The organism is Silvimonas amylolytica (assembly GCF_014645555.1).
GTDB classification, from domain to species: Bacteria; Pseudomonadota; Gammaproteobacteria; order Burkholderiales; family Chitinibacteraceae; genus Silvimonas; species Silvimonas amylolytica.
In genome coordinates this window covers 1-23,819 of the sequence record NZ_BMLY01000007.1, presented here as the reverse complement: position 1 = coordinate 23,819, position 23,819 = coordinate 1, and the positions used below count along the sequence as shown (strand labels likewise).

Here is a 23,819-nt window from a genome sequence, read left to right as displayed (position 1 = left end):
TTTTCACCCTCAATTCCCTGAATAATCGACGCTAAAACCCTGTGCGTGCCCGTCGCGCCAACACCCACTGTGCCAAACATGGATTTGCATCTTTTGCTGGGTCTGACCCAGCACTACGCTTTGCCGCTGACGTTTCTGGTGACGCTGGTCTCGCGCGCCGGCTTGCCCCTGCCCGCTTCGCCCTTGCTGGTGATGGTGGGCGCCCTGTCTGTGGCGTCCGGGGAGTTCGCGCTGGCGCTGTTGCTGGCCGCGACCCTGGGCGGTGCAATGGGCGACATGGTCTGGTTTATCGCAGGACGCCGCCTGGGACGTCGCGTGCTGGGTGTGATCTGTAAAGTCTCCCTCTCGGCGGATGTCTGTGTGCGGCAGAGCGAAACCCTCTTTGTTAAATGGGGCGGTATTTCGCTGTTCGCTGCCAAGTTTGTCCCCGGTATCTCTGCGGTAGCACCACCGCTGGCGGGCGCGCTGGGTTGGTCCTGGTTTTCTTTCCTCAAATGGAATATCGCTGCGTCGCTGTTCTGGTCGGTGGTGTTCCTTGGCCTTGGCGCGTTGTTCAGCGATGAGCTTGATCTGGTCCTGAGCGTTCTGGCCCAGCTGGGCGAAGGCGCGGTCTGGTCGCTGGCCGCACTGGTGGTGATTTATCTGGTTGGCCGGGTGATCCGCCGTCGCCGTGCCGCCGAACAATCAGACAACATGCCGCGCATTTCTGTTGAGCAACTGCGGGCTGATCTGGCCGCCGGGCGTGATCCAGTGATCATCGACGTGCGTTCGGCCGAAGGCCGCCTGCTTGATCCGCGGACTTTGCCCGGTGCTTATACGATTTCTCTGAGAGAGATCGGCACAGCGGCATCCATCTTGCTGCCGGATCGAGACATTGTGGTTTATTGCAGCTGTCCAAACGATGTCACTGCGGTCGCTGCCGCCCGTGAACTGCGAGGTATGGGCTGGACGCGCACGCTGCCGCTGGCTGGTGGACTGGAAGCCTGGTTCGAGGCCGAGCTACCAGAACTCTTGCACCCGGCCACGCCTGCCACGACCTGAACGCGCGTCGCCACAGCGCTGTGCCCTGGTTGTCTGCTTACAGCCTGTTACGCTGAAATATCAGTTCGATCGGTACAATGCGGGACACCACTTACAAGGTGGTGCCTCCGGTTTCACGCATGTCCCGCCCGTTTATTATTCCGCTGATTGTTGCCTGTGCGCTATTCATGGAAAACATGGATGCCACGGTGATTTCCACCTCGCTCCCCGTCCTGGCGCGAGACCTCGGCCAGAACCCCATTACGCTCAAACTTGCGCTGACCGCTTATGTGGTCGGCCTGGGTGTGTTCATCCCGGTATGTGGCTGGGTGGCAGACCGCTTTGGCGCACGTACGGTGTTCCGTACAGCCATTGGCATTTTCATGGCCGGCTCCCTGTTGTGTGCGGTGTCCAGTTCGCTGGCCGCTTTTGTCGGCGCGCGGTTTTTGCAAGGCATGGGCGGCGCGATGATGGTTCCGGTCGGGCGTATCATCATTTTTCGGGCCGTGCCACGGGCGGATCTGGTGAAAGCCATTGGTTACCTGACCATGCCAGCGCTGTTCGGCCCGGTGATCGGGCCGCCGCTCGGTGGTTTTATCACTACGTATTTTCACTGGCGCTGGATTTTTCTGGTGAACATCCCGGTTAGTCTGCTGGGGCTGTATCTGGCTGGGCGCTTTATCACCAACACTCGCGAAGACAGCCAGGACCCGCTGGACGTGCCCGGCTTTATCACCTCTGCGCTGGGTAGTTCGCTCACCATGCTGGGGTTGGCCTTGCTGGGCAGTCATCTGGTCCCGCTTGGCTGGGCGGTCGCCATGACGATCGTCGGGGTGGTGATCATGGTGTGGTATTTCAAAGGTGCTGCACAGGCCAGCCGTCCGCTGCTTGATCCGCGCTTTTTGCAGATTCCCACCTTTCGCGCCAGCGTGCTGGGTGGTTCGCTGTTCCGCATTGGTTTGGGGTCTGTGCCCTTTTTGCTGCCGCTGGCGCTGCAGGAAGGCATGGGGATGAGTGCGTTTCACTCGGGCATGATCACTTGTGCTTCGGCTTTCGGCGCGTTGTTCATGAAGAGCATCGGGCCGCGTGTACTCAAGCGCTACGGGTTTCGCAATGTGTTGATGGGCAACGCCTTGCTTGCGGGGCTGGCGCTGGCGTCGTTCGGGTTGTTCACGTCGGCCATGCCCATCTGGCTGATCCTGGCTATTGTCGTATTGGGCGGGTTCTTTCCGTCCTTGCAGTTCACCTGCCTGAACTCAATCGTCTACGCGGATATTCGCAGTGAAGATGCGGGCCGTGCCACCAGCCTGGCCAGTGTGGTCCAGCAATTGTCGCTGGGTCTTGGGGTGATCATTGCGGGGATGACGCTGCAACTGTCCAATCATCTGCAAGGGCACGTCCATATTACGGAGTCAGACTTCTGGCCCGCGTTTGTGGTGGTCGGGTTCTTCTCGATTTTGTCGATCCCGGTAACTCGCCGCTTGCCCCATGATGCGGGTGCGGAAATGGCGCAGCGCTCCTGAATCAGTTCTGCAATAAAAAAGCCCCTCTCAGAGGGGCTTTTTATTGGTTAACGGGGTTCAGAGGCGTGCGGTTTTGACGGATGAAAATTCCCTGATTACCCGGACCACCTGTTTAGAGCCCTCACTGATGCGGATGATCGCATCTCCTGCCTGATTGGCCAGGTTCACGCCATCGTTCGCCTGATTGACGCACGCTTCCATACTCTGGATGGCCGAACGTGTGCCTTCCTGGATTTTGCTGGTCATACCGGCAATTTCGGTGGTCGATTCACCGGTACGTTCTGCCAGTTTGCGTACTTCATCGGCTACAACCGCAAACCCGCGTCCTTGTTCGCCGGCCCGGGCGGCTTCAATGGCTGCGTTCAAGGCCAGCAAGTTAGTCTGATCGGCGATTTCCTTGATGGTGTTCACAATGCTGCTGATCTGGCTGGATTTTGAACCCAGGTCTTCGATCAGTCGGGAGGCTGACTGAACATTGCTGGCGATGTCGTGCATTTCCTGGGCCGCGTTCTGGATCACCTGTTTGCCTTGCTCTGAGACAGCATCGGTCTCTTCAGAGATCTCATACGCGTGGCGCGCGTTTTGCGCATCGGCTTCTTGTTGCTCCATGCGCAGGGTAATGTCATTGGCAAACTTCACGACTTTATAGGGTTTGTGATCACTATCGAAAATGGGGTTGTACGTGGCTTCCAGCCATAACTCGCCACCTTGTTTGTTCATGCGTTTGAACTGACCGGTCATAAACTGGCCGCGATTGAGTGCACGCCAGAAATCGGCGTACTCCGGGCTGTTGCGGTAATCCGGCTGGCAGAACATGCGGTGGTGCTGCCCCTTGATTTCATCCAGCCGGTAACCCGTAGCTTTGAGGAAGTTCTCATTGGCATTGATGATGGTGCCATCCATGTTGAACTCGATCACCGCCATAGAACGGTCGATGGCGCTGAGCATGTTCTCTTGGGCCAGATCATGCTCAATCTGCTGGGTGATGTCCTGCGCAAACTTGATGACCTTGATGACCTGACGGTTGTCATCAAAGATCGGGTTGTAGGTGGCTTCCAGCCAGATGCGATGACCATCTTTGGCGATGCGCTTGTAATGGCCGCTGAAGTATTCGCCAGCAGCAAGGCGCCGCCAGAAGTCGGCATATTCGGGCGAAGCAGCATAGGAACTGTCACATAACACCCGGTGATGCTTGCCTTGTAACTCGCCCCGTTCGTATCCGGTGACTTTCAGAAAATTATCATTGGCGTTAATGACGGTGCCATCAGGCAGGAATTCGATCACGGCCATGGAGCGATCCAGTGCTTTCAGGAACGCTTCATGTTGTTTGAGCAAACTGGCTTGCTGTGACAGCTGACCCTTCATGTGCTGATTAAACATGCGATCTCCTCGGATTCAATGGCATTCCAGGGCGACAATCAAGACTGCCTCTCAGGCCAGGACACCGGGTACGAGGTGTACACATTGTTCGCCAGAACCAGGGTTCAGGGCGCTCCGGTTATACCGGCCCAATGGTTACTATATGCGACAGCAATGCAATGACAATCTGATATCCATATCAGGGTGCCGATGCTGCATTCCTGAGCACAGGCAGTGCACCTGGCCGGTATGAGCCACCTGCGCCAAAAGCAGTTGGATGTTGTTCAGGCGGGCGCGTTTGCCGGGGTCTGGCGGCGGCTGGCGTAGAAAAGGGCGGTCACGGCCAGAACGAGCGTGAGCGCGGCTTCTTGCCAGATTAACGCATCGCTACTGATGGTTTTCATGGCGACACCGGCACCCAGCGGCCCGAGAATGGAAGCGCCTGTATAGCTCACGGTAATCCAGCGCATAACACGGGCAATTTGCCCTGCCGGACGGGTTGCTGCGGCATACACCGCCAGCGTCAGGAAAGCGGCGCTCACACCCCCCAGCAAAAATACCCCGATGCCGATGAACAACGTTGAACCCGCCAGCAGTAAACCACTGGCCAGCAAGGCCGTCACGCTGGCTGCCAGCACCGCGCTAGCCAGCCCGGCCCGGTCCGCCAGCCAGCCCACGGGAATCTGCCAGAGCATGGCGCCTACACCGAGGATCGTGAGCAACGTTGCGGTTTGCGCGGCAGAAAACTGATGGGCTGCAGCAAATTGCGGAAACAAGCCGTACAGCGCACCGGCACACCAGCCCCCGACCAGCGCCGTAGCCAGTCCGAGGCGTACGACCGGCAAGCGCAACTGACCTGGCGTGGCGGCCTTGGTGGTGGTTTCATCGTGATGATCTGCCTGTGGCGCCAGCCATAGCGGTAACGCCGCGATCAGGCTCATGACAATCCCGGCCACAAACGGCGCATTGCCATTGCTGCCCAGCATCAGGGTCAGGGTCGGGGCAATGATTTCAGCCAACGAGATCAAGGTTTCATGCGCGCCGACCACCCGGCCGCTCCAGGCGGGCGGCACGAGCCCATACAGCCAGGATTCATTGGCGATCCAGCGCATCCCCAGTCCCGCACCGATCAAAAAGGCCGACCATAACCAGGCAGGCCAGTGCGACCACGGCATGAGTGCAAACCCGGCGCAGCCGACCAGCAAGCCGGTCAGTACCGCGTAGCGCGGGCCAATGCGTGCACTGAGCCAGGGCGTCCCCACAAGCCCCACCAGCATGCCTACCCACTGCAACGACGCAAATAAACCTGCGCGGGCCGGATCAAGGCCGTGATCGGCCAGCCACAGTGGCAGCACCATAAAGCCAAAACCAAACTGGCCGATCTGCGCCAGGCTGGACACACTGGTCAGGGCAATGATGGCACGCCAGTCGGCGCGATTTACGGCGGTCATGAGGTGATTTCCCGAAGCGGAATGGGCAAGTCTGCCGCGCGGTTTTCCACCGGGCAACCTGCGGCCAGGCACGGGCCATCATCGCAAAGGCGGCATAAGCGCATGGAATGCGGGCTGTCGCGGGTTTCATGCCAGAGCATCTTGATCAGTAATTGTTCCAGCTGGTGTTGTTCCGGCACATCAAGCCGGCCGACCACGCGCGACAGCATATGATCCCGGGCCCGCATGATGCGGTGGAGTTCCAGCTTGCCGTTTTCGGTGAGATTGAGCGCGGCGGTGCGTTTGTCACGGCCCGCATCTTTGCGTACAAGGCCGGCCTCGACCAGACCTGCCACAGCGCGTACGGCCGCAGGGTGGCACAGGTCGAGTACCTCCCGCAGGGTTTCGATTGAACAGCCAGGGTAAGCATGGACTGCGTTGAGTGCGGCGCGGGTAGTGAGCCCATGCAAGGGCGCGGGTGCCGGTAGGTCTTGCAGTTCATCCATTACATGCAAGGCCAGCACACCCAGCAGGTTTTCAACAGGAAGCGCCATGATGCCCTCGTCACCCGATGCACACTGATGTATGCATCATGCATATGAAGTGACGCAACGGACAGAAAAACCGTCTGCCTGCCGGGACAGACGGTTGATGGGCGGATCAGCGGCTGGAGGCGTTGGAGGTAGTGTAGCGCCCGGCAGCAGCGCCAAAGCGAAGGGTGTTTTCCGTGCCGCCAGACCAGGGCTCCAGCCGGTCACCGACCACCTGATCAATTTTGTCCAGCCGTGCCCGCGGGCTGGGGTGAGTGCTGAACATCATTTGCAGATTACCGTCCTGCGGGTTGAGCGCATCCAGCGTCTGCAGCACGGCGGGCAGCGCATAAGGGTTATAGCCAGCGCGGGCGCACAGCACCATGCCGTTGATGTCGGCTTCGAACTCATCGCTCTTGTCCAGACCACGCACATAGACCTCAGAAAACCCCGAAGCCAGGTTGGCACCAATCTGTTGCGCCTGCTGATTACCCTTGTAGGCGACCACGCCTTGCAGCGCGTTGGACAACGCATCCTTACCCGCAGCCGACTGGATGGCGCGGATGTGATGATGGCGCAGTACATGGGTTGACTCGTGCCCCAGCACGCACGCCAGTTCGGCCTCACTATGCAGTTGCGCCAGTAGCCCCTTGGTAATGAACACCACGCCACCGGGCATGGCAAAACTGTTGATCGTGTTGGTGTCGATCACGCCAAAGCGCCAGCGAATGCCAGTGGCACCGCTCTGGCTGGCCACCCAGACGCCAACATCATTCACATAGCGCTGCAAATTGGCATCGTTCACCAGCGGTGCAGCGCCCAGCATGTTGGAAGCCAGACCGTTTCCAATCTCTTCTTCTTCCTGCGGGCCGATGGTGCGGTTGGCGTTGGTCAGATTCTTGACTGTGCCGCCAATGGCGTTGACCAGATCCGGGTTGTTATTGAGCTGGTTGAGAATGTCGTTCAGATTGGCCGCGTGCACAGGCATCGCGCAGGCCGCACCCAGGGTCAAGGTCATCAAGGTGTGGGGGATCATTGGTCGCCTCCTTGCGTGGCCGCGCTGGTCGGACTGATATCCGGTACGTTGTTCTTATGGCTCAGATTGGCATTCCGGGCGCTTTGTGCCGCCTGGCTACTGCTGATGGCAAAGCTGTTCAGTCTGGACAACTGCTGCGGATCAGGGTGGGTCGATGTCACTTCCCCATTGGTCAAACCCTTCACCCCCGTGGTAACAGTGGTACCGGATGAGCCAGTTGTAATGACCTTGCCGAGAGTGCCCAACGTGCCGCCGACCGTACCGCCGCTTGTCCCGGTTGACGTGCGTACGTTCAAAAGCTTTACCCAGCCGCTTTGGCCGCTGGCCGCTTTCACCTGCAACCATGCGCCCTGGCGGCTAGTGATGGTTACGGTGCTGCCGCTGGCAGCGCTGCCGGTCGTGGCGGCATCCAGAAACGGTTTTTGTTTGAGATCTGATTTACGGATCAGTACGCCGTTTTCAGCCAGTGCATGACCGGCCAGGGCCAGGCAAAGGGTCACGCCCAGTGCCAGTGGCTTGATCAGTTGTAACAGGTGCGGTTGTGTTGTCATTGTTTTTCCATGGGGGCGAACAACTGTACGGGTTTGTCGCGACCTTTTACCTGGTGCTGGCCGTGATCAATAAAATCAAACTCACACTCAGAGCCGCAGGCCTGGCGCGTGGCTTCTGAAACCAGCACGCGCGCAATCCCTTTGGTTTGTCCTTCAATGCGACTGGCCAGATTCACCGTATCGCCAATGACGGTGTAATCGAGCCGCGATGGCGCGCCTATGAAGCCCACCACAGCCGGTCCGGTATGAATCCCGATGCCGACATCGAATTCAACCTCCAGATCCGTGAGCGTCTGGCGGAAAGCTTCCAGTTCGCGGGCCATATCGATGGCGGCGGCGACGGCGTGCTGTGCATGATCCGGGTCATCTGCCGGGGCGCCCCAGAAGGCCATGATGCAATCGCCAATGAACTTGTCCAGCGTACCGCCGTGCTTGAAGACCACTTCGACCTGGCGGGTAAAGTACTGGTTCAAGAGCGCCACAATGTATTCGGGCGGGCGGCTTTCAGAGAGGCTGGTAAAGCCCCGGATATCGGAAAACAGCACGGTGATGTTGCGGGTTTGCGGTTGCATGCTGGCTGCAACATCACCGCCCTCAACCAGCGCACTGGCGACGCGCGGATCCAGAAAACGCCCGAACATCTGCATGGTGCGCTCGCGTCGGCGCTTCTCGGCCAGCCAGGCTTGCAAAGCACAAAGGACGTAGCACATCCACGCAAACAGTAGCGGCGCAAAGAGTGGCAGCAACCAGTGTTGCCCCAATGCCAGCCAGCCAGCGGCGAGGCTCCCGACGGTCACGATCAACAGCCCGGCACCCAGCCCCAGCGTGTTCAGGCCACGGGCAAAACCTGTGACCAGGAGTGCGCATAGCACAAACGCCCAAACCCCAAAGCCCGCGCGATGTGGCTGCCGCAACCAGTCCTGATGCTCAAGATTGTCGATGGCCGTCGCCAGAATTTCCACGCCAGGCCAGGTCGCGGAAAGGGGGGTCGGGCGCAAATCTTGCAGGCCCGGGGCAGCGGTGCCGATGATGATGATCTTGTTGGCGAATTCATTGGCGGCTCGCTTGGGATGCTCGCTGTTGAAGTCCAGATAGACATCGCTGTAACTCACGCGCGGGTGCGGCGCAGTCCAGTTCAGTGTGATGGTGTTGCTGGCTGGTAGCGGCCAATGCTGGTCGGTGGCCAGTTGTGCGGGCAGTGAAGGAATTCGCCAGCCTTCGGTGTGCTGTTCCAGCCGGTAGCGCCGGCCAATGCCATCGGTATCGGCAAGGAAATTGATCAAGCCGCCGCGCCACGTATCTTGTGGCAACACCCACGGCAACAGCAGGGGCAGGCTGGCATTAGCATTGGCGTTTGCGGCCCGCTGCAGCCCTAGCGAGGGCGGCAGATTACGCAATAACGGCCCCGTGCCATCCGCCATCTGCACACTGGGTAAATACAGTAAACCGGCGTGCTGGCGCGCGGTGTCCTGGAACAATTTGTCGCTGTCGGCCCGGAAGGTGTCGGGCTCGTTGAACATCAGATCGAAGATGATGGCTTTGGGCTGCTGGCGTGCCAGCGCGTCGAGCATCTCTGCATGCAGCGCGCGCGGCCACGGCCAGGCGCCGGCTTCATCTGCCAGTGCGGTCAGACTTTTCTGGTCAATATCAATGAGGACAATATCGGAAGACGGCGAGCGGGTGCCGGCGTGTCTGGCCAGCAAACGATCATTGACGGCATGATCAAGCTCGCGGGTGAGATGCAGGCCGCCGTAGTCTGCGGCAATCAACAGCAGCATGAACAGCAGAACTGGCCAGAAACCGAAGCGTTGTTGCCACATGGATAGGGAGCAGGTTGTGATCTTGCGCAGATTTATATCATGCGCAGCGCACTGACCCAATCAGGCCTGACGCAAAGTATTTTCCTGCTGATGCTGTGCCGGGTTGCGCTGGTGTCCGCGCACCTCACTGGGCGCAAAACCGAAGCGTTTGCGAAAGCGGATAGCAAAACGGGATTGCGACTCGTAACCGGAGTCCAGCGCAATCTGCGAGACCGGGTGATCAGTGCTTTGCAGCTGGATCAACGCCAGGGACATGCGTACGTCGACCAGGAGATCCGACAATGACATGCCTTCAGCGGCCAGCTTGCGTCGTAGTGTAGCCTCGCTCATCGCCAGTTGTGCGGCCAGATCCGGCCCACGCCAGTCATCCGCAGGGGATGCCTTGATCAGTGCGCGCACACGTTGGGTGAGCGTGGCGGGGGCTTCTGGTTTGAAGCGAACCCCACCGTGCACGGCCAGGCAGAGCAACACTTCCTGCATTCGGTGGGTTGCAATGGCCGCAGGCATGGCGTCATCCGCCAGCGCCGACCGGGCATGTTCGATGGATTGCAGCAAGGCGGGGTCAGGGCATGCAATAACGCAGGCATCTGCGACGGCGACTTCTCCCATGGCTGCGGCATAGGGTGTTACCACGGCGGGCTCCCAAGCCAGCCAGACTGACTCATAGACACCTTCATGCGGCCGCCGGTTGGTGACATCAAAGGTCTGGCCCGGCGCAATCATGATGGCCTGGCCTTGCGCAATCAGCCGTTCCTCGTTGCCCCAGCGCATCAGTTTGCTGCCCGCAGTGACCAGGATCAGCATGGCCATATCAATGGGCACGCGCGCCATCTCCAGCCCGCCGTATTGCAGGATTCGTGCGCTGGCACCAATGCCAGGGCGGGTAGTGATGGTGCGTTCCATAGGTTGTCTTGAGTGAGGTTGCAAACGGCCCCGCCGCGGGTCGGGGCCGTTCTGCTCAGCGGCCGTACCGCGCGGTGAAACTGGCCTGACCAAGCGTTTGAAAATGCGCTACGAAACCGGCTACGGCGGGTGTGACGCCCGGTTCAACGGCCAGTTTATCGACATTCAACGCGGTGACGGTAATGACATAACGATGTGTCTCACCGGTGGGCGGGCAGGGGCCGAGGTAACCGGGCTTACCGGTGTCATTGCTGATTTGCATGACACCAGCGGGCAACAGCGTGGCCTCATTACCGGCGCCGCGCGCCAGATTGCTGGCGCTAGCCGGGACATTAGCCAGCACCCAATGCCAGAAGCCAGAGCCGGTCGGCGCGTCTGGGTCATACATGGTCACCAGAAAGCTTTTAGTACCCGCTGGTGGGTTATGCCACGCCACAGCGGGCGAGGTATTGCCACCCTGACAACCAAAAGCACCTGCGATCTGGCTGTTGTTGAATACGCCGGATTGCAGGTCGGGACTGGTGACGGTAAACGGGTCAGCCATGGCGATGACGGAGATAAACACACCACTGGCAATGAGGCATGCTGCAATTTTTGAGGTCATGCTGGGCTCCTGGAAACGTTGCGGGGTATTTCCAGTTTGCCCATGTGTACACCAGACTACGGTTCCGTAATTGGCAAGTTTGGTGCTGATTCGATCAATCGATGGCACAAAAAAGCCCGTTCTGCGAACGGGCTTTTGTTTTGCTGGTGAGGTGTGAACGCTTTTTTATTCTTCTTCGTCCATCAAGGCCGTGGTGTACACGTCCTGGACGTCGTCCAGACTTTCCAGTGCATCGATCAGCTTTTGCATCTTCATGATGTCGTCGCCGACCAATTCGGTATCACCTTGCGGCTTCATGGTGACTTCACCCATTTCGGCCTTGAAACCTGCAGCTTCAAGCGTATCGCGAATGCCGACGAATTCGTACGGCGGGGTGATGACTTCGATGGAGCCATCGTCATTGGTGATGACGTCTTCCGCACCGGCTTCCAGCGCAGCTTCCATCAGGGCATCTTCATCGGTACCCGGTGCGAACACCAGATAACCACAGTGCTTGAACTGGAACGCCACGCAACCGTCGGTACCCATGTTGCCACCGTACTTGGAGAACGCGTGACGCACATCTGCAACAGTACGGGTTTTGTTATCGGTCAGGCAGTCCACCATGACGGCAGCGCCACCGATACCGTAACCCTCGTAGCGGGTTTCAACGTAATCAACGCCTTCCAGATTGCCCGTGCCACGATCAATGGCGCGCTGGATGTTGTCTTTGGGCATGTTGGCCGCAAGGCCCTTGTCCACGGCCAGGCGCAGGCGTGGATTCATGTTCAGATCGCCTCCGCCCATTTTGGCGGCAACGGTGATTTCCTTGATCAGGCGCGTGAAGACCTGGCCGCGCTTGGCGTCCTGACGGCCTTTACGGTGTTGAATGTTCGCCCATTTGCTATGGCCGGCCATGATACGGATTCCTGAAAACAGTAAAAGAAAATAGCCCGTGATTTTAGCACAGCGGCCGTAAACAAGAGAGTCACTGGTATTTACAACCAGTGCGAGAGTCGTCCAAACCCATAAGCGAGCAACGCGCTGACCAGCACCAGCAGAGCGGCGCGGCGACGCCCGGCCCTGGCCACAGTCAGGGCACTCCAGAGCACACATAACGCCAATGTGCCCACGAGTGGTAGATAGGCTGAAGCCAGGGCAGCTGGCAGCGTCACGGCCAGCCAGGTCCGAATGGCGTTCAAAATGTACTCGCGCCGCGTGGGCGGCGGCGGGGACAGATCAGGCAACAGACTACCCAGCATGGGCAAGGCGGTGAGGGGCTCCGTGTGCAGGCGGCTGATCAATTGCCCTGCCTGGCGCGGTGCAATGCCGGTGGCGACCAGCATGGCTTGCAGGCCCACGACGTCTTCCGGGCCGGCCAGGTCGGGTAATTCATCGGTGCCGTTGATATCCGGAGTGATCGGAGCGGGTGTCTTGCGCAGGATATTGAGCGCCAGCCATATCGGCCCGAGGAACACGCCCAGCCACAATGTGAACGCCACCGTGGCAGGCAGGCGCCCAAAACCTGCCAGCAGCATGGGCGTGATGGCGGTAAAGAGTGCGGCATCCTGCATGACCTGGCGAGTGCGTCTTTGCAACAACTGCATTTGCGGGGCATACAGACCGGTGCCTTCGACGCTGCTTTTGAGCAACGCCGCCCAGCACAACAAGGGGCCGAAACGGCGCAACAAGGCACAGATAAACTGGCTTGTACGCGAGGCCGCCTGGGCTGGATAGAGTGCGGCGATCTCCAGCCAGTACCATTGTCGGGCTGTACCAGACTCCAGATCAGACAAGGTCAGGGCGACTTGTCGTGGATCGGCGCGCAACTTAGTGCAGCCAGTAGTCGAGCACCGTACCGGCAAAGATCACGGCACCGATCCGGTTATTGGCCAGAAAAGCCTGAAAGCAGGGTTGGCGTTCGCGCCCGCGAATACGCGGGTACTGGTCAAACAGTACCAGCAGCAGGGCGGCAGCCAGACCTGCGGCATAGGCCATGCCACGTCCGGCCAGATAGCCACCCAGTGCCATCAGCGCCAGAAAAGCGAAGTGGCAAAGCATGATGGCGGCGACGTCAAACCGGCCAAAGGTAATGGCGGAGGTCCGAATCCCGATTTTCAGATCATCCGGGCGATCCGTCATGGCATAAGCGGTGTCGTAAGCGACGCTCCAGAACACGTTGGCCAACAGCAATAGCCATGCGAGTGCAGGCAAGCTGTCGGTAAGCGCGGCAAAGGCCATGGGAATACCAAAGCCGAAGGCGATGCCCAGATAGGCTTGGGGAATGGCCAGAAAACGCTTGGTAAAAGGGTAACTGGCGGCGACAAACACGGCCGGGATCGACATCCATTTGGTGAGCGCATTCAGCGGCAAGATCAGCGCGAAGGCGATCAACGCCAGGATGGTGGCAAGCCACAACGCCTCTTTGGTGCTGACCAGCCCAGCCGCCATTGGCCGGTTTTTGGTGCGTTCAACATGACCGTCGAAATCGCGGTCGGCGTAGTCATTGATCACACAACCTGCCGAGCGCATCAGGAATGTGCCGAGCACAAAGATGACTGCCACGAGTGGGTCCGGGTGACCCGCGCCGGCAAACCACAAGCCCCACAGGGTAGGCCACAACAGCAGTAGCGTGCCGATGGGTTTGTCCATGCGGGTCAGTTTCAGATAAAGCGACAAGCGCGATGGTTTGGCAGTGGTATTCATGGGTCGCAAGCGAGCAGTTATTGCAAGCGCGCAGTGTGCCGCAAAGCACGGGGCGCTGAAAAGCCGTACAGAACTTCCCTGGCCGCAAGCGGGCGTGTAATCCGCTCGCTTCATGGCACGTTAATGACAAAGCTGCCCGACAAAGCCGGCCCGGCCCACGTCGGCGCAGCAGACAGAATCCAGAATATTCCGCACTGCCGGAGTCAACAAACAGGGAATCCGTTCATCGTGAACACGCTTTTCAACTGGGTAGCCATTGCCGGTACCTGCGCTTTGCTGGCTGCTTGCAACTCGGGCGACTCCACGTCCTCCAACCAGCCTGCTCCGTCGGGGTTCAAAGTCCAGCCCGCTGATGGTGCAGCCATCATTACCTGGAACCAGGAACTGAATGTCAATTACTGGTTGTTTGGGGCGCAGTCCTCGTCGGTCACGGTACAGAACGTGTTGTCGCAGCCGGGGAGCATCCTCATTGACGGGGTGACCTCGCCGTACGTCTCGACAGGCCTGACCAATGGTCTGGTGTATTCCTACCTGATGAACGCCAACACGGGTTCAGACAAGGCCGGCCCTGCAACAGCAGCAGTTTCGGTAGTGCCGGTGGCATCTGGCTATACCTGGACAAATGGTGCGCCGATGGCCGCCGCCAATATCTATGGCCAGACCTTTAACCTGGGGACCTACGTGGCCGTGGGGGCTGGGGGCGCCGCCTTGACCAGTAGCGACGGGGCGACCTGGACACCACAGAGCACGGGGACCACGGAAGACCTCTACGCCGCCACCTATACCTCATCGCTGGCCGCTGTGTATGTCGCGGTGGGAGCCAACGGCACCATTGTCACCAGCCCGGATGGCGTTACCTGGAAGGTACAGACATCAGGTTCGATCACCTCAGCCAATCTGCGTGCCGTCACCCAGAACGGTTCGTACTACGTGGCTGTGGGTGACAACGGCACGGTAATGACCTCGACCAATGCCTACGACTGGACACTGCAAGCAGCACCGACATCCAGCAATTTCTACGGCATCACCTATGACAGCACCAACAGCACTTTCTATGCCGTGGGTCAGGGCGGTTTGTTGATGTCCAGTACAGACGGCTGGCAATGGACGACGTTGAACTCGGGCACGACCCAGGATCTCTACAGCATTGCCACTGGCAATAGCCTGTGGGTGGCCGTCGGGGCCAACGGTACGATCGTGCAAAGTGCAGATGCGGGTACGTGGTACCCGCAAACCTCCAATACTTCGGAGAATCTTTATTCCGTGGTGTATGGCTCGCAATTTGTGGCGGTTGGCGGTGGGGGCATCGCGCTCAATGGCACGACGACGGGGACGGCATGGACCGGCTCCAACCCGCAGACGTCCTCTGATCTGCGTTCGGTCAGCTTTTTCTATTACCGCTTGCTGGCGCTGGGTACGGGTGGCACCAATACGCTGTCGTATTGATCTGTTTCATGCATAAAATAAAACCCCGGCGCAAGGCCGGGGTTTTTTTATATTTTTTCGTGGTCAGCCGATTGTATTCGGACCGAAAGGCACATCAAACGCGGGTGGCAGAAACACTTCCGTCACCAGTAGTAAATCAGGCCCGGTCGCAAAGAGTGATCGTCTGGCCCAGAGACCACGCGGCATCGGACCTGCAGCGGCCTGCGCCTGTTGCCACAAGGGATGACGTTTATCGACCCGTCGCCACGCCAGCGGGCTGCGGCGGATGGTCGGATCGGCAAACAACATTGAGCCCAGCGAACGATTGCCGATACCCCGCAAACGGCGAAAGCCGCGTCGCGTCGCTGCACGTGTGGCCACGCTGTGGGCGTAGACCAGCGGCGTATCGCCACTCATCAAAAGGACATCGCGAGTGACGGCTTTTTGTTGGCGCTGGATATGTAACGTGCGTAGTTCATCGTGATGGACGGCGCGCGCATTTTGACGCAGCACGCGCACGGAAAAACGCGGGAAGTGGGCAACAAGACGGGCAGTGAGTGAGCCACGTTCGGTCAGCCACGGCTTGAGTTTGCGTGGCGCGATGCACAGCGGGTGATGCCAACGGGATTGGTGAGGCATGGATCAGAGACAGGTTCGGGGTAACGTTCCGGTGCGCCATTATATGCACTGTTCGGGCAACTGACCGGATCAACTGCACCGATACAAGCAGCACCTTCCCGTTTTATCATCGGGGCGATGGATAATACCGTTTCTTCTGTACCGGCTGCGGCCACCGGGCCAGCCGCCGGATTCTGGCAAGGCGCGCGCGATACCTTGCCCATGCTGGTGGGTGCGGCCCCTTTTGGCGTCATCTTTGGCACGCTTGCATCGACTGCCGGCCTGCCGGTGTGGGCCACCATGATGATGTCGTTAGTGGTGTTTGGTGGTTCCAGCCAGTTTGTCGCGGTCACGCTGCTGGCCTCTGGAGCATCCATTCCGGTCATCGTCGCCACGACCTTCATCGTCAACCTGCGTCACGCGCTCTATAGCGCGACACTGATGCCACACGTGCAGGTGATTTCCAAACCCTTGCGTGCCTTCATGGCGTGGTTTCTGACAGATGAAACCTTTGCCATTGTTTATCACAAAGTCGACAGCGGTGAGCCCGTGCGCGTCGGCAGTTATTACATGGGCTCTGCAAGCGCCATGTACAGCAACTGGCAATTCTGGACTGCGGTAGGTATCGCCATTGGCCAAAGCGTGCCAGGCATTGCAGGCTGGGGACTGGAGTTTGCGATGGTGGCCACGTTTGTCGGTATTGTTGTGCCACTCTTGAAAAGTCGCTCTCAAGTCGCCGCCGCGTTGAGTGCAGGCGCGGTCGCGCTATTGGCCAACGGTTTACCTTATAAACTCGGGCTCATGGCGGCGGCATTTGCAGGCATTGCCGTCGGCATGGCGGTGGCCTCGGCGGAGGGCAAACCGTCGTGATCTCCATCGTACTTTTGATTGTCGGCATGGCTGCCGTGACCTACCCGGTGCGTGTCAGTACCTGGCTGGGCAAGGGGCATATTCCGCACCGGCTTAAACAGGCCCTGGCCTACGTGCCCACGGCGGTCCTTACGGCCATTGTGGTGCCGACCGTGTTGTTTCAGCACGATCACCTGGCGCTGGATTGGCGCAATGCGCAGTTGATCGGTGCGATCGTTACCGGGCTGATTGTCTGGCGCACGCGCCATCTGCTCTGGGGTATTGGCGGCGGGCTGGTCGTGTTTGGGGTGTGGCAATGGTTGTTCTGACGAGAGACGCATGACAGACCTGTTCCAGCAACTTGAAGCCGACCTGGCCGAACGCCGTGTTGCACATCTATACCGGCGTCGTCCCGTAGTGGCCACGCCGCAAGGCCCCACGGTGATTGTTGACGGTGTCACCCTGACCAATTTCTGCAGTAACGATTACCTTGGCCTTGCCGCGCATCCCCATATTGTGGCTGCCGCTCAGGCGGGGGCATCGCGCTGGGGGGTAGGGAGTGGCGCTTCGCACCTTGTCTGCGGACATCAAGGCGCGCATGAAGAGTGCGAACGCAAACTGGCGAACTTTGTTGGCAAGCCGGCTGCCCTGACCCTGGCGACCGGTTATCTGGCTAACCTGGCGGTAATTACCGCGCTGATTGGCCGTGAAGATGCCGTATTCGCAGACAAGCTTAACCATGCCTCACTCAACGACGCATGTCTGTTGTCCCGGGCTACGTTCAAACGTTATGCCCACAACGACCTTGCCATGCTGGAGCGCCAACTGGCCCAGACCGAGGCCCGGCGCAAGCTGATTGTGGTGGATGCCGTATTCAGCATGGATGGTGACACAGCACCGTTGGCGGGTCTGCTGGCACTGGCGGAGCGCTACGATGCCTGGCTGTTCATGGATGATGCCCATGGCTTTGGCGTACTGGGAGAAGGCCGGGGCAGTATGGCGGCAGCCTCGCTGGCTTCTCCCCGGATTATTTATATGGCGACCCTGGGCAAGGCCGCCGGCGTAGCTGGCGCATTTGTGGCAGCAGAAGAAATCGTGATCGACTATCTGATCAATATGGCGCGGCCGTATATCTACACAACGGCGGCGCCAGCGCTGATCGCCGAAGCGGTGAGTGCCAGCGTGGACGTGATTGCCCAAGAAGCCTGGCGGCGTGAACGTTTGCAGGCGCATATCGCTTTGCTGCGAGCGCGCCTGACCGGCGCTGGATGTGCACTGATGCCATCCGGCACTGCCATCCAGCCGCTGGAGATGCCATCCAGTGAGGCGGCGCTGGGGTTGTCAGCGGCGCTGCGCCAGCGTGGACATTGGGTTGCCGCTATCCGTCCACCCACGGTGCCTACACCGCGACTGCGTATTACATTGTCTGCCGCGCACGAGACCGCAGCCGTCAGTCAACTGGTTGACGATCTGCTGGATCTGTTACCCACCGTGAATTCGTCCCGGAGCTTTTCTTGAGCGTTTACTTCGATTCTCTCGGCCACGGCGACAGCGTGGTCTTTCTGCATGGCTGGGCCATGAACCGCATGGTATTCAAGCGCGCAGCCGAGCAGTTGGCCGGTGATTTCAGTTGCGCCCTGGTTGATCTGCCTGGGTGCGGCAGTAGTGCGACCATCAGCCCCTATACGCTGGATGGTCTGGTTGCGGCGGTCGATGCCACTTTTCCATTTCCGGTGCACGTGGTGGGCTGGTCTTTGGGGGGCGCAGTTGCAACACGCTGGGCACTGCAGCGACCAGAGAAAATCCGCTCGTTGAGCCTTGTTGCGTCCTCGCCCAGTTTTGCCCAGCGTGAAGACTGGCCGCAGGCCACGCCTTTGCCCGTCTTGCAGCAGTTTACCGACAATCTGGCGGGTGACTGGAAAGGGACACTCAAGCGGTTTATCTCGCTCCAGACCATGGGCGGCGGTGAGGCACGAGCCATTGCCCGAGAACTGGTCGATGATCTTTTCAGCAACGGGGAGCCAGATGCTTCTGCCTTGCAACGCGGTCTGGATATCCTGCGGGAGACAGATTTACGACCGGAAATCGGTGGGCTGGATCTGCCGGTAATGCTGCATTTTGGTGATCGGGATGCCATGACGCCGCTTGCGGCGGGTGAATGGCTGGCACAGAACATCAAAGGTGCACAGTTGCATGCCTATCGCGGCGCCGCGCACGTGCCATTCCTATCGCATCTGGACGAGTTTGTGACGAGGCAACGGACGTTTTTGCAGTCGGTCTGAGCTGATCAGCACATGAAAAACCCGGCCAGGGCCGGGTTTTTTGTTGGCGTGAGCAGAACACTCAATGCGTGAACTGGCTGAACACCCAATACAGCGAGCCTGACAGCAGCATCGCCACAGGCAGCGTCAGTACCCAGGCCATGACCAGATTGCGTACGGTTGACATCTGCAGGCCGGATTTATTGGCTGCCATGGTGCCGGCAATGCCGGATGACAACACATGCGTGGTCGAGACCGGCAGACCATAGGCATCCGCAGCACCAATTGTTGCCATGGCGACCAGTTCAGCGCTGGCGCCCTGGGCGTAGGTCAGGTGTGTTTTGCCAATTTTTTCACCCACGGTCACTACAATGCGCTTCCAGCCCACCAGCGTACCCAGACCCAATGCAATGGCGACTGCCACTTTCACCCAAGTGGGGATGAACTTGGTCGCGCCATCGAGCGACTTGCGATAGTTGGCCAGGACCGATTTGTCCGCTTCATTCAGGCCGCTATGGTCATCCTTGAGCATGATGCGCAGTGCTTCAGAGTTCAGATACATGTCATTGCGCACGTTCTGGATCACGGCATGAGGCACTTGCTGCAGGTTGTCGTAATGACCAATTTGTTCAGATACCGCATCAGACAAAGCAGCAACTGATGCCGCGGTTTGCGGTTGCATCTGGTGAGATTGCACGTAGCGTTCGACATCGGCGCGAAAATCAGCCGGGGCCTGACCGTTGGCGTATCTGGCAAGCGTGTGGGATGCCTGTTGCGATACAGCCTGGAATGTCAGCACATCTTTTTGTGGCATGGCGCGATTCAGCGCATAGGTCGTTGGCAAGATACCGATCAGGATCAACATGATCAGGCCCATGCCTTTCTGGCCATCGTTTGAACCGTGAGCAAAGCTCACGCCCGTACAAGTCAGCACCAGCAAGCCGCGAATCCACCATGGGGGGGCCTTGCCCGGCTTCGGTTCTTTGTACAGCGCCGGTACTTTCACCAACGCCTTCAGCACTACCAGCAACAGCGCTGCAGCGATAAAACCGATGATCGGAGAGAGCAACAGTGACTTGCCCACATTCAGCGCCTGGCCCCAATCCACGCCGCTGGTATGGGTAGTGCCCGCCGCCATGAACTGGTTAGCCAGACCCACGCCGATGATCGAGCCAATCAAGGTATGCGAGCTCGAAGCAGGCAGACCCAGCGCCCACGTCCCCAGGTTCCAGATAATCGAGGCCAGCAACAGCGCGAAGACCATGGCAAAGCCGGCATTGCTGCCCACGTGCAAAATCAACTCGACTGGCAACAAGGAGATGATCCCGAAAGCCACTGCGCCGCTGGACAGCAACACGCCCAGAAAGTTGAAAAAGCCGGACCAGACCACGGCGAAGGTTGCTGGCAAGGTGTTGGTATAGATCACCGTAGCGACGGCATTGGCGGTGTCATGAAAGCCGTTCACAAACTCAAAACCCAGGGCAATCAACAACGCCAGGCCCAGCAGGCCATAGGGCAGCCAGCCCGTTTGTTGAGACGCGCTGGTGTCGATGTCGTTAACCAGGCTGATCGTCGTAAATGCCAGGCCGGCTACCAGCAGGACCAGAAACAATACAGCGGCAAAAGGGCCGTTCTTTTTCTCAAGCTGTAGACGGCTACTGCTGGCGGACAGTGCAGAGTCAGCGGTCGTGGCGTCAGACATGACGAATCTCCGGGTTGATGGGGTAACGTAACCCCATGAACCTACTCACGATTTGTTGCAGATTCGTGATGATGCCTGTTTGGCTGACTGCTGGTGTTGTAGATCAGAAATCCCTGTTAAAGATCGGCCGGCAAGCGGCCAGGTCAGGGCGAAAAAAAACGGCCTTACAGGCCGTTTTCCATTCTGGGGGCGCGTTCCATCAAAGTACTTATGACGTCCGGCACTTTGGCATTATCGAACAGGATGCGACACACGCCTTCGGTGATCGGCATATCGACACCCAGCGCCTGGGCTTGCTTGAGTACTTCACGCGCTGCGGGTACGCCTTCGGCGACGTGACCGAGATTGGCAAGCACGTCATCCAGATTGAGGCCTTCTGCCAGCAGCAACCCGACGCGCCGATTGCGTGAGAGATCGCCCGTTGCTGTCAGCAACAAATCGCCAATGCCGGCCAGCCCCATAAAGGTTTCCTGCTGCGCACCGACTGCGGCGCCAAAACGGGCCATTTCCACCAGACCACGTGTCAGCAAGGCCGCACGAGCATTCAAACCCAGATTAAGACCATCGCAAATGCCTGCGGCGATAGCCAGCACGTTCTTCACTGCAGCACCGATTTCGACACCAATCAGGTCGTCGCTGGCATAAAGACGCAGCACGCTGGTGTTCAATGCATTGACGGTGCGGCGGGCGAATTCCGGATCATTGGCGGCGATCGTGACCGCAGCGGGCTGGCCACGTGCCACTTCCTGCGCAAAGCTGGGGCCTGAGAGCATGCCACGCGGTACATCGGCCGGCATTTCCTCATCAGCCACCTGATGTGGAAACTTCATTGTGCCGGCTTCAAGGCCCTTGCATGCCCACAAAAGCGGTGCACGGTGATCCAGAGCGCGCAATGCCTTCAGCGTCGGGCGCAAGCCCGCCAGAGGTGTCACCACCAGCACGAGATCGGCACCGGCCACCGCTTTGGCAAAGTCGGCTTCTACACTCAGATTGGCCGGAAACGCGATACCCGGCAGATAGCGCGGATTACCACGCGTGGCAGCCATACTGGCGGCCTGCTCGGAATCTCGGCACCACAATACAACCTGGTGCTGTTCGGCAAAACGGATGGCCAGCGCGGTGCCCCATGCACCTGCGCCCAATACAGCTAACTTCATGCGCCCCAAACCTCTTCAATCCGGACGTACCCGACTACGCCATCACGGTGTTTTACCTTGAGCCAGCCAGCGTGGTTGTTGTCGAGTAGTTCCAGCAGAACGTCCTTGTCGGCATGCAACAGGACGGGAGAATCCAGATCTGCGCGCTGACGGACATCCAGCGGCTTCACGGCTTGAACAAAATGTCGGGTGGACAGGTCGGCTTTATGTACCCATGCCAGCGTGCCATCGCGATCGCGCACACGCACCCAGGCGTCCGTCTCGGACAGCACTTCAAAGGGGGTGTCGCGGCTGACGACGAAAAGCTTTTTGCTGGATTCTTGCGGCGCCTGATACAACACGACGCCATGGCGGGAAACCGAACGGATATCGAGGGCGTGCGCCGCACTGCCAGCCAGCATGGCCAGCAGTGCGGACATCCAGAACGCCTTAGTGGGTAGTCTGGTCTGCATCGTTTTGAGCAGCGGCGGCGGCTTGGGCGCGCTGTTGCAGATAGATGGCTTCAAAATTGATCGGTTGCAGCAGGAACGGCATGTAACCGGCGCGCGTGGTCAGATCAGACACCGCTTCACGCAGGTACGGGAACAGGATGCTCGGGCAACCGATGCCCAGCAGCGGGTCCATTTCTTCTGCCGGAATGTTCTCGATGCTGAACAGGCCCGCCTGAGTGACTTCAACCAGGAACAGAGTGCGCTCACCCACCTTGGCTTGCACGGTAGCGGTCAGCGAGGCTTCGTAAAAGCCGTTGTCAAAACTGGTTGCCGAATTTCGGAACTGTACCGAGAACTCTGGCTGTTCTTGCTCCATGAAGCTTTGCGGGCTGTTGGGCGACTCCAGGGAGACATCTTTTACGTAGACTTTCTGAACTGCGAAGACCGGTTGCTTCGCTTCTTGATTCTGTTCGCTCATCGCGATTCCTTCCTTGGTATTGCGCTTGGGTCGCGCGACTCATTCATATTCATCGTTAAACAATACATGTCTTGCATGCACTGACTTGCGAGCGCACCCGCGGGCGAAATCATCGCACGAAACGCCACAACGTGCACCGGGTGAAATGCGGGTCGCCGGTCTGCAGGTATTTTGCCTTCCAACATCATGATCAATGGCACAACGGGTTGATCCATAGGTCGGCACTGGTTTTCTATATACCGCTCAGGTAAGCCACATCACCGCCCGCCTGCCCGATCGTGCAGTAGCGTCAACGGGGGCTTGCCCGTCCCGTTGATTGCTACACGACGCCAGCCTGCAAAGCTGGCGATCAGGGGCAAATACAACAAATCCAGAAGTATGAGGAGTAGCAATATGAAGTTGTCGGGCAAGAATACATCAATGGGCTCGGTACGCGTTGGCGCGCTGACGTTGGCTGCGGCTTGTCTCGCGGGGTTATTCTCGGGCTGTGCCACGCATGAAAAAGTCGTCGTCAAGGAAACCGTGGTGGCCCAGCCAGTCGTACGCAAAATGCCGACGCCTGTTCATGAAGATCGCGGTACTGCGCCGGGCCCGGAGTGGGGTTGGGTTGCGGGCCACTGGAAATGGGAAGGCAATGACTGGTTCTGGGTTCATGGCCGCTGGGTGCAGCAGGCAGTGCCGCCCATGCCCGTCGTGATCGTGGAACAAGTACCGCCGCCGCCATCAAACCGGCACTATTGGGTACCAGGCCATTGGGTGTGGCAATTTAATGGTCATGGTGGCTGGGTGTGGGTGAAGGGCTCCTGGCACGTGTGATGGCAGGAACGCATACATATATAGATATGTAATTCGTGCACTAAAAACAAAACCCCGCCATGGTGGGGTTTTGTTTTGCGAAAGGGCGGTCAGCCAGATTACTTGTTGGTCGTTGCGCTGGGTTCGCCTGCCAACAGTGGCATCAGGCCACCGGCGCGATCAAGCGCAGACAGATCATCAAACCCGCCAACATGTGTGTCGCCAATAAAAATCTGCGGCACAGTGCGGCGACCGGTACGCGCCATCATCTCTTCCTTGCGACCGGCTTCCTGATCAATGCGGATCTTTTCAATGCTGGTCACGCCACGCTGGCTCAGCAGGCGTTCGGCCATCATGCAATACGGGCACACGCCGGTGCTATACATCAAGACTTTGGGCATCGCCTCTTAACCCTATATATATACAAGCGCTAAAAAGCGCAGAAAACGGACCGCAAAACGGCCAGGTACATGATCGATTATGAGGGTGGAATAGATCGAAACAAGGGGGGTGAATAGCTGGCTTGATATATTTGCGATCAAAATCGTTTACAGATCAGTCATTTGCCACAAATGGGTCAAGAATATTGCAGGAAGGTGTTGACGGGTGCGGGGATGGTCCGTATAGTTCGGTTTCTCCGCT

The 23,819-nt window shown here is 58.8% G+C and carries 25 protein-coding genes; 8 read left to right on the top strand and 17 right to left on the bottom strand.

All coding sequences use genetic code 11. From position 1 onward, the window contains the following. Nucleotides 1–78 precede the first annotated feature (78 nt). Both IEX44_RS17325 and IEX44_RS17320 read left to right on the top strand, forming a co-directional pair. Entirely contained in the window at nt 79–1,041 is a 963-nt protein-coding gene (locus IEX44_RS17325) for a VTT domain-containing protein (protein ID WP_188696984.1), read from the top strand. 119 nt (nt 1,042–1,160) lie between these two features. Next, complete coding sequence (locus IEX44_RS17320) at nt 1,161–2,543, top strand: MFS transporter (RefSeq protein ID WP_188696982.1); 1,383 nt, start codon at nt 1,161–1,163, stop codon at nt 2,541–2,543. A 57-nt stretch (nt 2,544–2,600) separates the two neighbouring features. Here IEX44_RS17320 and IEX44_RS17315 read toward each other — a convergent pair whose 3' ends face one another. From IEX44_RS17315 to ubiA, 11 genes are all read right to left on the bottom strand, one after another. Beyond that, a complete protein-coding gene (locus IEX44_RS17315; protein WP_229679264.1) occupies nt 2,601–3,923 on the bottom strand; it encodes a methyl-accepting chemotaxis protein in 1,323 nt (440 codons plus the stop codon). A gap of 263 nt (nt 3,924–4,186) precedes the next feature. After that, a complete protein-coding gene (locus tag IEX44_RS17310; RefSeq protein WP_188696979.1) occupies nt 4,187–5,353 on the bottom strand; it encodes an MFS transporter in 1,167 nt (388 codons plus the stop codon). Then, on the bottom strand, nt 5,350–5,886 hold the full coding sequence (locus IEX44_RS17305; RefSeq protein WP_188696976.1) for a MarR family winged helix-turn-helix transcriptional regulator: 537 nt from the start codon (nt 5,884–5,886) through the stop codon (nt 5,350–5,352). Before IEX44_RS17305 ends, IEX44_RS17310 begins: the two co-directional genes overlap by 4 nt. A 106-nt stretch (nt 5,887–5,992) precedes the next feature. Then, nucleotides 5,993–6,898, bottom strand: coding sequence for a M48 family metalloprotease (locus IEX44_RS17300; RefSeq protein WP_188696974.1), 906 nt, complete (start codon nt 6,896–6,898; stop codon nt 5,993–5,995). Then, entirely contained in the window at nt 6,895–7,449 is a 555-nt protein-coding gene (locus IEX44_RS17295; RefSeq protein WP_188696971.1) for an SH3 domain-containing protein, read from the bottom strand. Before IEX44_RS17295 ends, IEX44_RS17300 begins: the two co-directional genes overlap by 4 nt. Next, complete coding sequence (locus tag IEX44_RS17290) at nt 7,446–9,269, bottom strand: adenylate/guanylate cyclase domain-containing protein (protein ID WP_188696968.1); 1,824 nt, start codon at nt 9,267–9,269, stop codon at nt 7,446–7,448. Before IEX44_RS17290 ends, IEX44_RS17295 begins: the two co-directional genes overlap by 4 nt. A gap of 60 nt (nt 9,270–9,329) precedes the next feature. Next, nucleotides 9,330–10,172 carry a helix-turn-helix transcriptional regulator gene (locus tag IEX44_RS17285; RefSeq protein ID WP_188696966.1) on the bottom strand — a complete coding sequence of 281 codons (843 nt, stop codon included), beginning with the start codon at nt 10,170–10,172 and terminating at the stop codon, nt 9,330–9,332. Between the two features lie 55 nt (nt 10,173–10,227). Beyond that, a complete protein-coding gene (locus IEX44_RS17280; protein ID WP_188696963.1) occupies nt 10,228–10,776 on the bottom strand; it encodes a YbhB/YbcL family Raf kinase inhibitor-like protein in 549 nt (182 codons plus the stop codon). 165 nt (nt 10,777–10,941) lie between these two features. Then, a complete protein-coding gene (locus tag IEX44_RS17275; protein ID WP_188696960.1) occupies nt 10,942–11,673 on the bottom strand; it encodes a YebC/PmpR family DNA-binding transcriptional regulator in 732 nt (243 codons plus the stop codon). 80 nt (nt 11,674–11,753) lie between these two features. Continuing rightward, nucleotides 11,754–12,584 carry a hypothetical protein gene (locus IEX44_RS17270; RefSeq protein WP_188696957.1) on the bottom strand — a complete coding sequence of 277 codons (831 nt, stop codon included), beginning with the start codon at nt 12,582–12,584 and terminating at the stop codon, nt 11,754–11,756. Between the two features lies 1 nt (nt 12,585). After that, complete coding sequence (ubiA, locus tag IEX44_RS17265) at nt 12,586–13,461, bottom strand: 4-hydroxybenzoate octaprenyltransferase (RefSeq protein ID WP_188696954.1); 876 nt, start codon at nt 13,459–13,461, stop codon at nt 12,586–12,588. A 228-nt stretch (nt 13,462–13,689) separates the two neighbouring features. On the opposite strand from ubiA, the gene IEX44_RS17260 reads away from it, so the two are divergent. Continuing rightward, the gene (locus tag IEX44_RS17260) at nt 13,690–14,907 is read left to right on the top strand and encodes a beta propeller repeat protein (protein WP_188696951.1); all 1,218 of its coding nucleotides are present in this window, start codon (nt 13,690–13,692) and stop codon (nt 14,905–14,907) included. Nucleotides 14,908–14,970: 63 nt separating this feature from the next. Here IEX44_RS17260 and IEX44_RS17255 read toward each other — a convergent pair whose 3' ends face one another. Further along, nucleotides 14,971–15,525 carry a chorismate--pyruvate lyase family protein gene (locus tag IEX44_RS17255; protein ID WP_188696948.1) on the bottom strand — a complete coding sequence of 185 codons (555 nt, stop codon included), beginning with the start codon at nt 15,523–15,525 and terminating at the stop codon, nt 14,971–14,973. A 117-nt stretch (nt 15,526–15,642) separates the two neighbouring features. Between IEX44_RS17255 and IEX44_RS17250 the strand changes: the two genes are divergently transcribed. Genes IEX44_RS17250 through bioH form a run of 4 tightly spaced genes read left to right on the top strand, consistent with a single transcriptional unit; the run spans nt 15,643 to nt 18,635 of the window. Next, on the top strand, nt 15,643–16,374 hold the full coding sequence (locus IEX44_RS17250; protein WP_229679262.1) for an AzlC family ABC transporter permease: 732 nt from the start codon (nt 15,643–15,645) through the stop codon (nt 16,372–16,374). After that, nucleotides 16,371–16,682 carry an AzlD domain-containing protein gene (locus IEX44_RS17245; protein WP_229679260.1) on the top strand — a complete coding sequence of 104 codons (312 nt, stop codon included), beginning with the start codon at nt 16,371–16,373 and terminating at the stop codon, nt 16,680–16,682. Before IEX44_RS17250 ends, IEX44_RS17245 begins: the two co-directional genes overlap by 4 nt. 10 nt (nt 16,683–16,692) lie before the next feature. Further along, nucleotides 16,693–17,871, top strand: a complete 1,179-nt coding sequence (bioF, locus tag IEX44_RS17240; RefSeq protein ID WP_188696945.1) for an 8-amino-7-oxononanoate synthase — start codon at nt 16,693–16,695, stop codon at nt 17,869–17,871. Beyond that, nucleotides 17,868–18,635: a pimeloyl-ACP methyl ester esterase BioH gene (gene bioH / locus IEX44_RS17235; protein WP_188696942.1), complete on the top strand. Its 768-nt coding sequence runs from the start codon at nt 17,868–17,870 to the stop codon at nt 18,633–18,635. The genes bioF and bioH overlap by 4 nt, the downstream gene beginning before the upstream one ends. Nucleotides 18,636–18,696: 61 nt before the next feature. Here bioH and IEX44_RS17230 read toward each other — a convergent pair whose 3' ends face one another. The 4 genes from IEX44_RS17230 to secB form a co-directional block, all read right to left on the bottom strand. Then, on the bottom strand, nt 18,697–20,316 hold the full coding sequence (locus tag IEX44_RS17230; protein WP_188696939.1) for an inorganic phosphate transporter: 1,620 nt from the start codon (nt 20,314–20,316) through the stop codon (nt 18,697–18,699). Between the two features lie 164 nt (nt 20,317–20,480). Further along, nucleotides 20,481–21,473: an NAD(P)H-dependent glycerol-3-phosphate dehydrogenase gene (locus IEX44_RS17225; RefSeq protein ID WP_188696936.1), complete on the bottom strand. Its 993-nt coding sequence runs from the start codon at nt 21,471–21,473 to the stop codon at nt 20,481–20,483. After that, on the bottom strand, nt 21,470–21,892 hold the full coding sequence (locus tag IEX44_RS17220) for an SH3 domain-containing protein (RefSeq protein WP_188696933.1): 423 nt from the start codon (nt 21,890–21,892) through the stop codon (nt 21,470–21,472). The genes IEX44_RS17225 and IEX44_RS17220 overlap by 4 nt, the downstream gene beginning before the upstream one ends. A gap of 10 nt (nt 21,893–21,902) precedes the next feature. After that, nucleotides 21,903–22,382: a protein-export chaperone SecB gene (secB, locus tag IEX44_RS17215; RefSeq protein WP_188696930.1), complete on the bottom strand. Its 480-nt coding sequence runs from the start codon at nt 22,380–22,382 to the stop codon at nt 21,903–21,905. 393 nt (nt 22,383–22,775) lie between these two features. Here secB and IEX44_RS17210 point away from each other — a divergent pair, with 393 nt between their 5' ends. Further along, nucleotides 22,776–23,198, top strand: coding sequence for a hypothetical protein (locus tag IEX44_RS17210; protein WP_188696927.1), 423 nt, complete (start codon nt 22,776–22,778; stop codon nt 23,196–23,198). Between the two features lie 98 nt (nt 23,199–23,296). Here the strand turns inward: IEX44_RS17210 and grxC are convergent, their stop codons facing one another. Then, nucleotides 23,297–23,578: a glutaredoxin 3 gene (grxC, locus tag IEX44_RS17205; RefSeq protein ID WP_188696924.1), complete on the bottom strand. Its 282-nt coding sequence runs from the start codon at nt 23,576–23,578 to the stop codon at nt 23,297–23,299. Between the last annotated feature and the right edge of the window lie 241 nt (nt 23,579–23,819).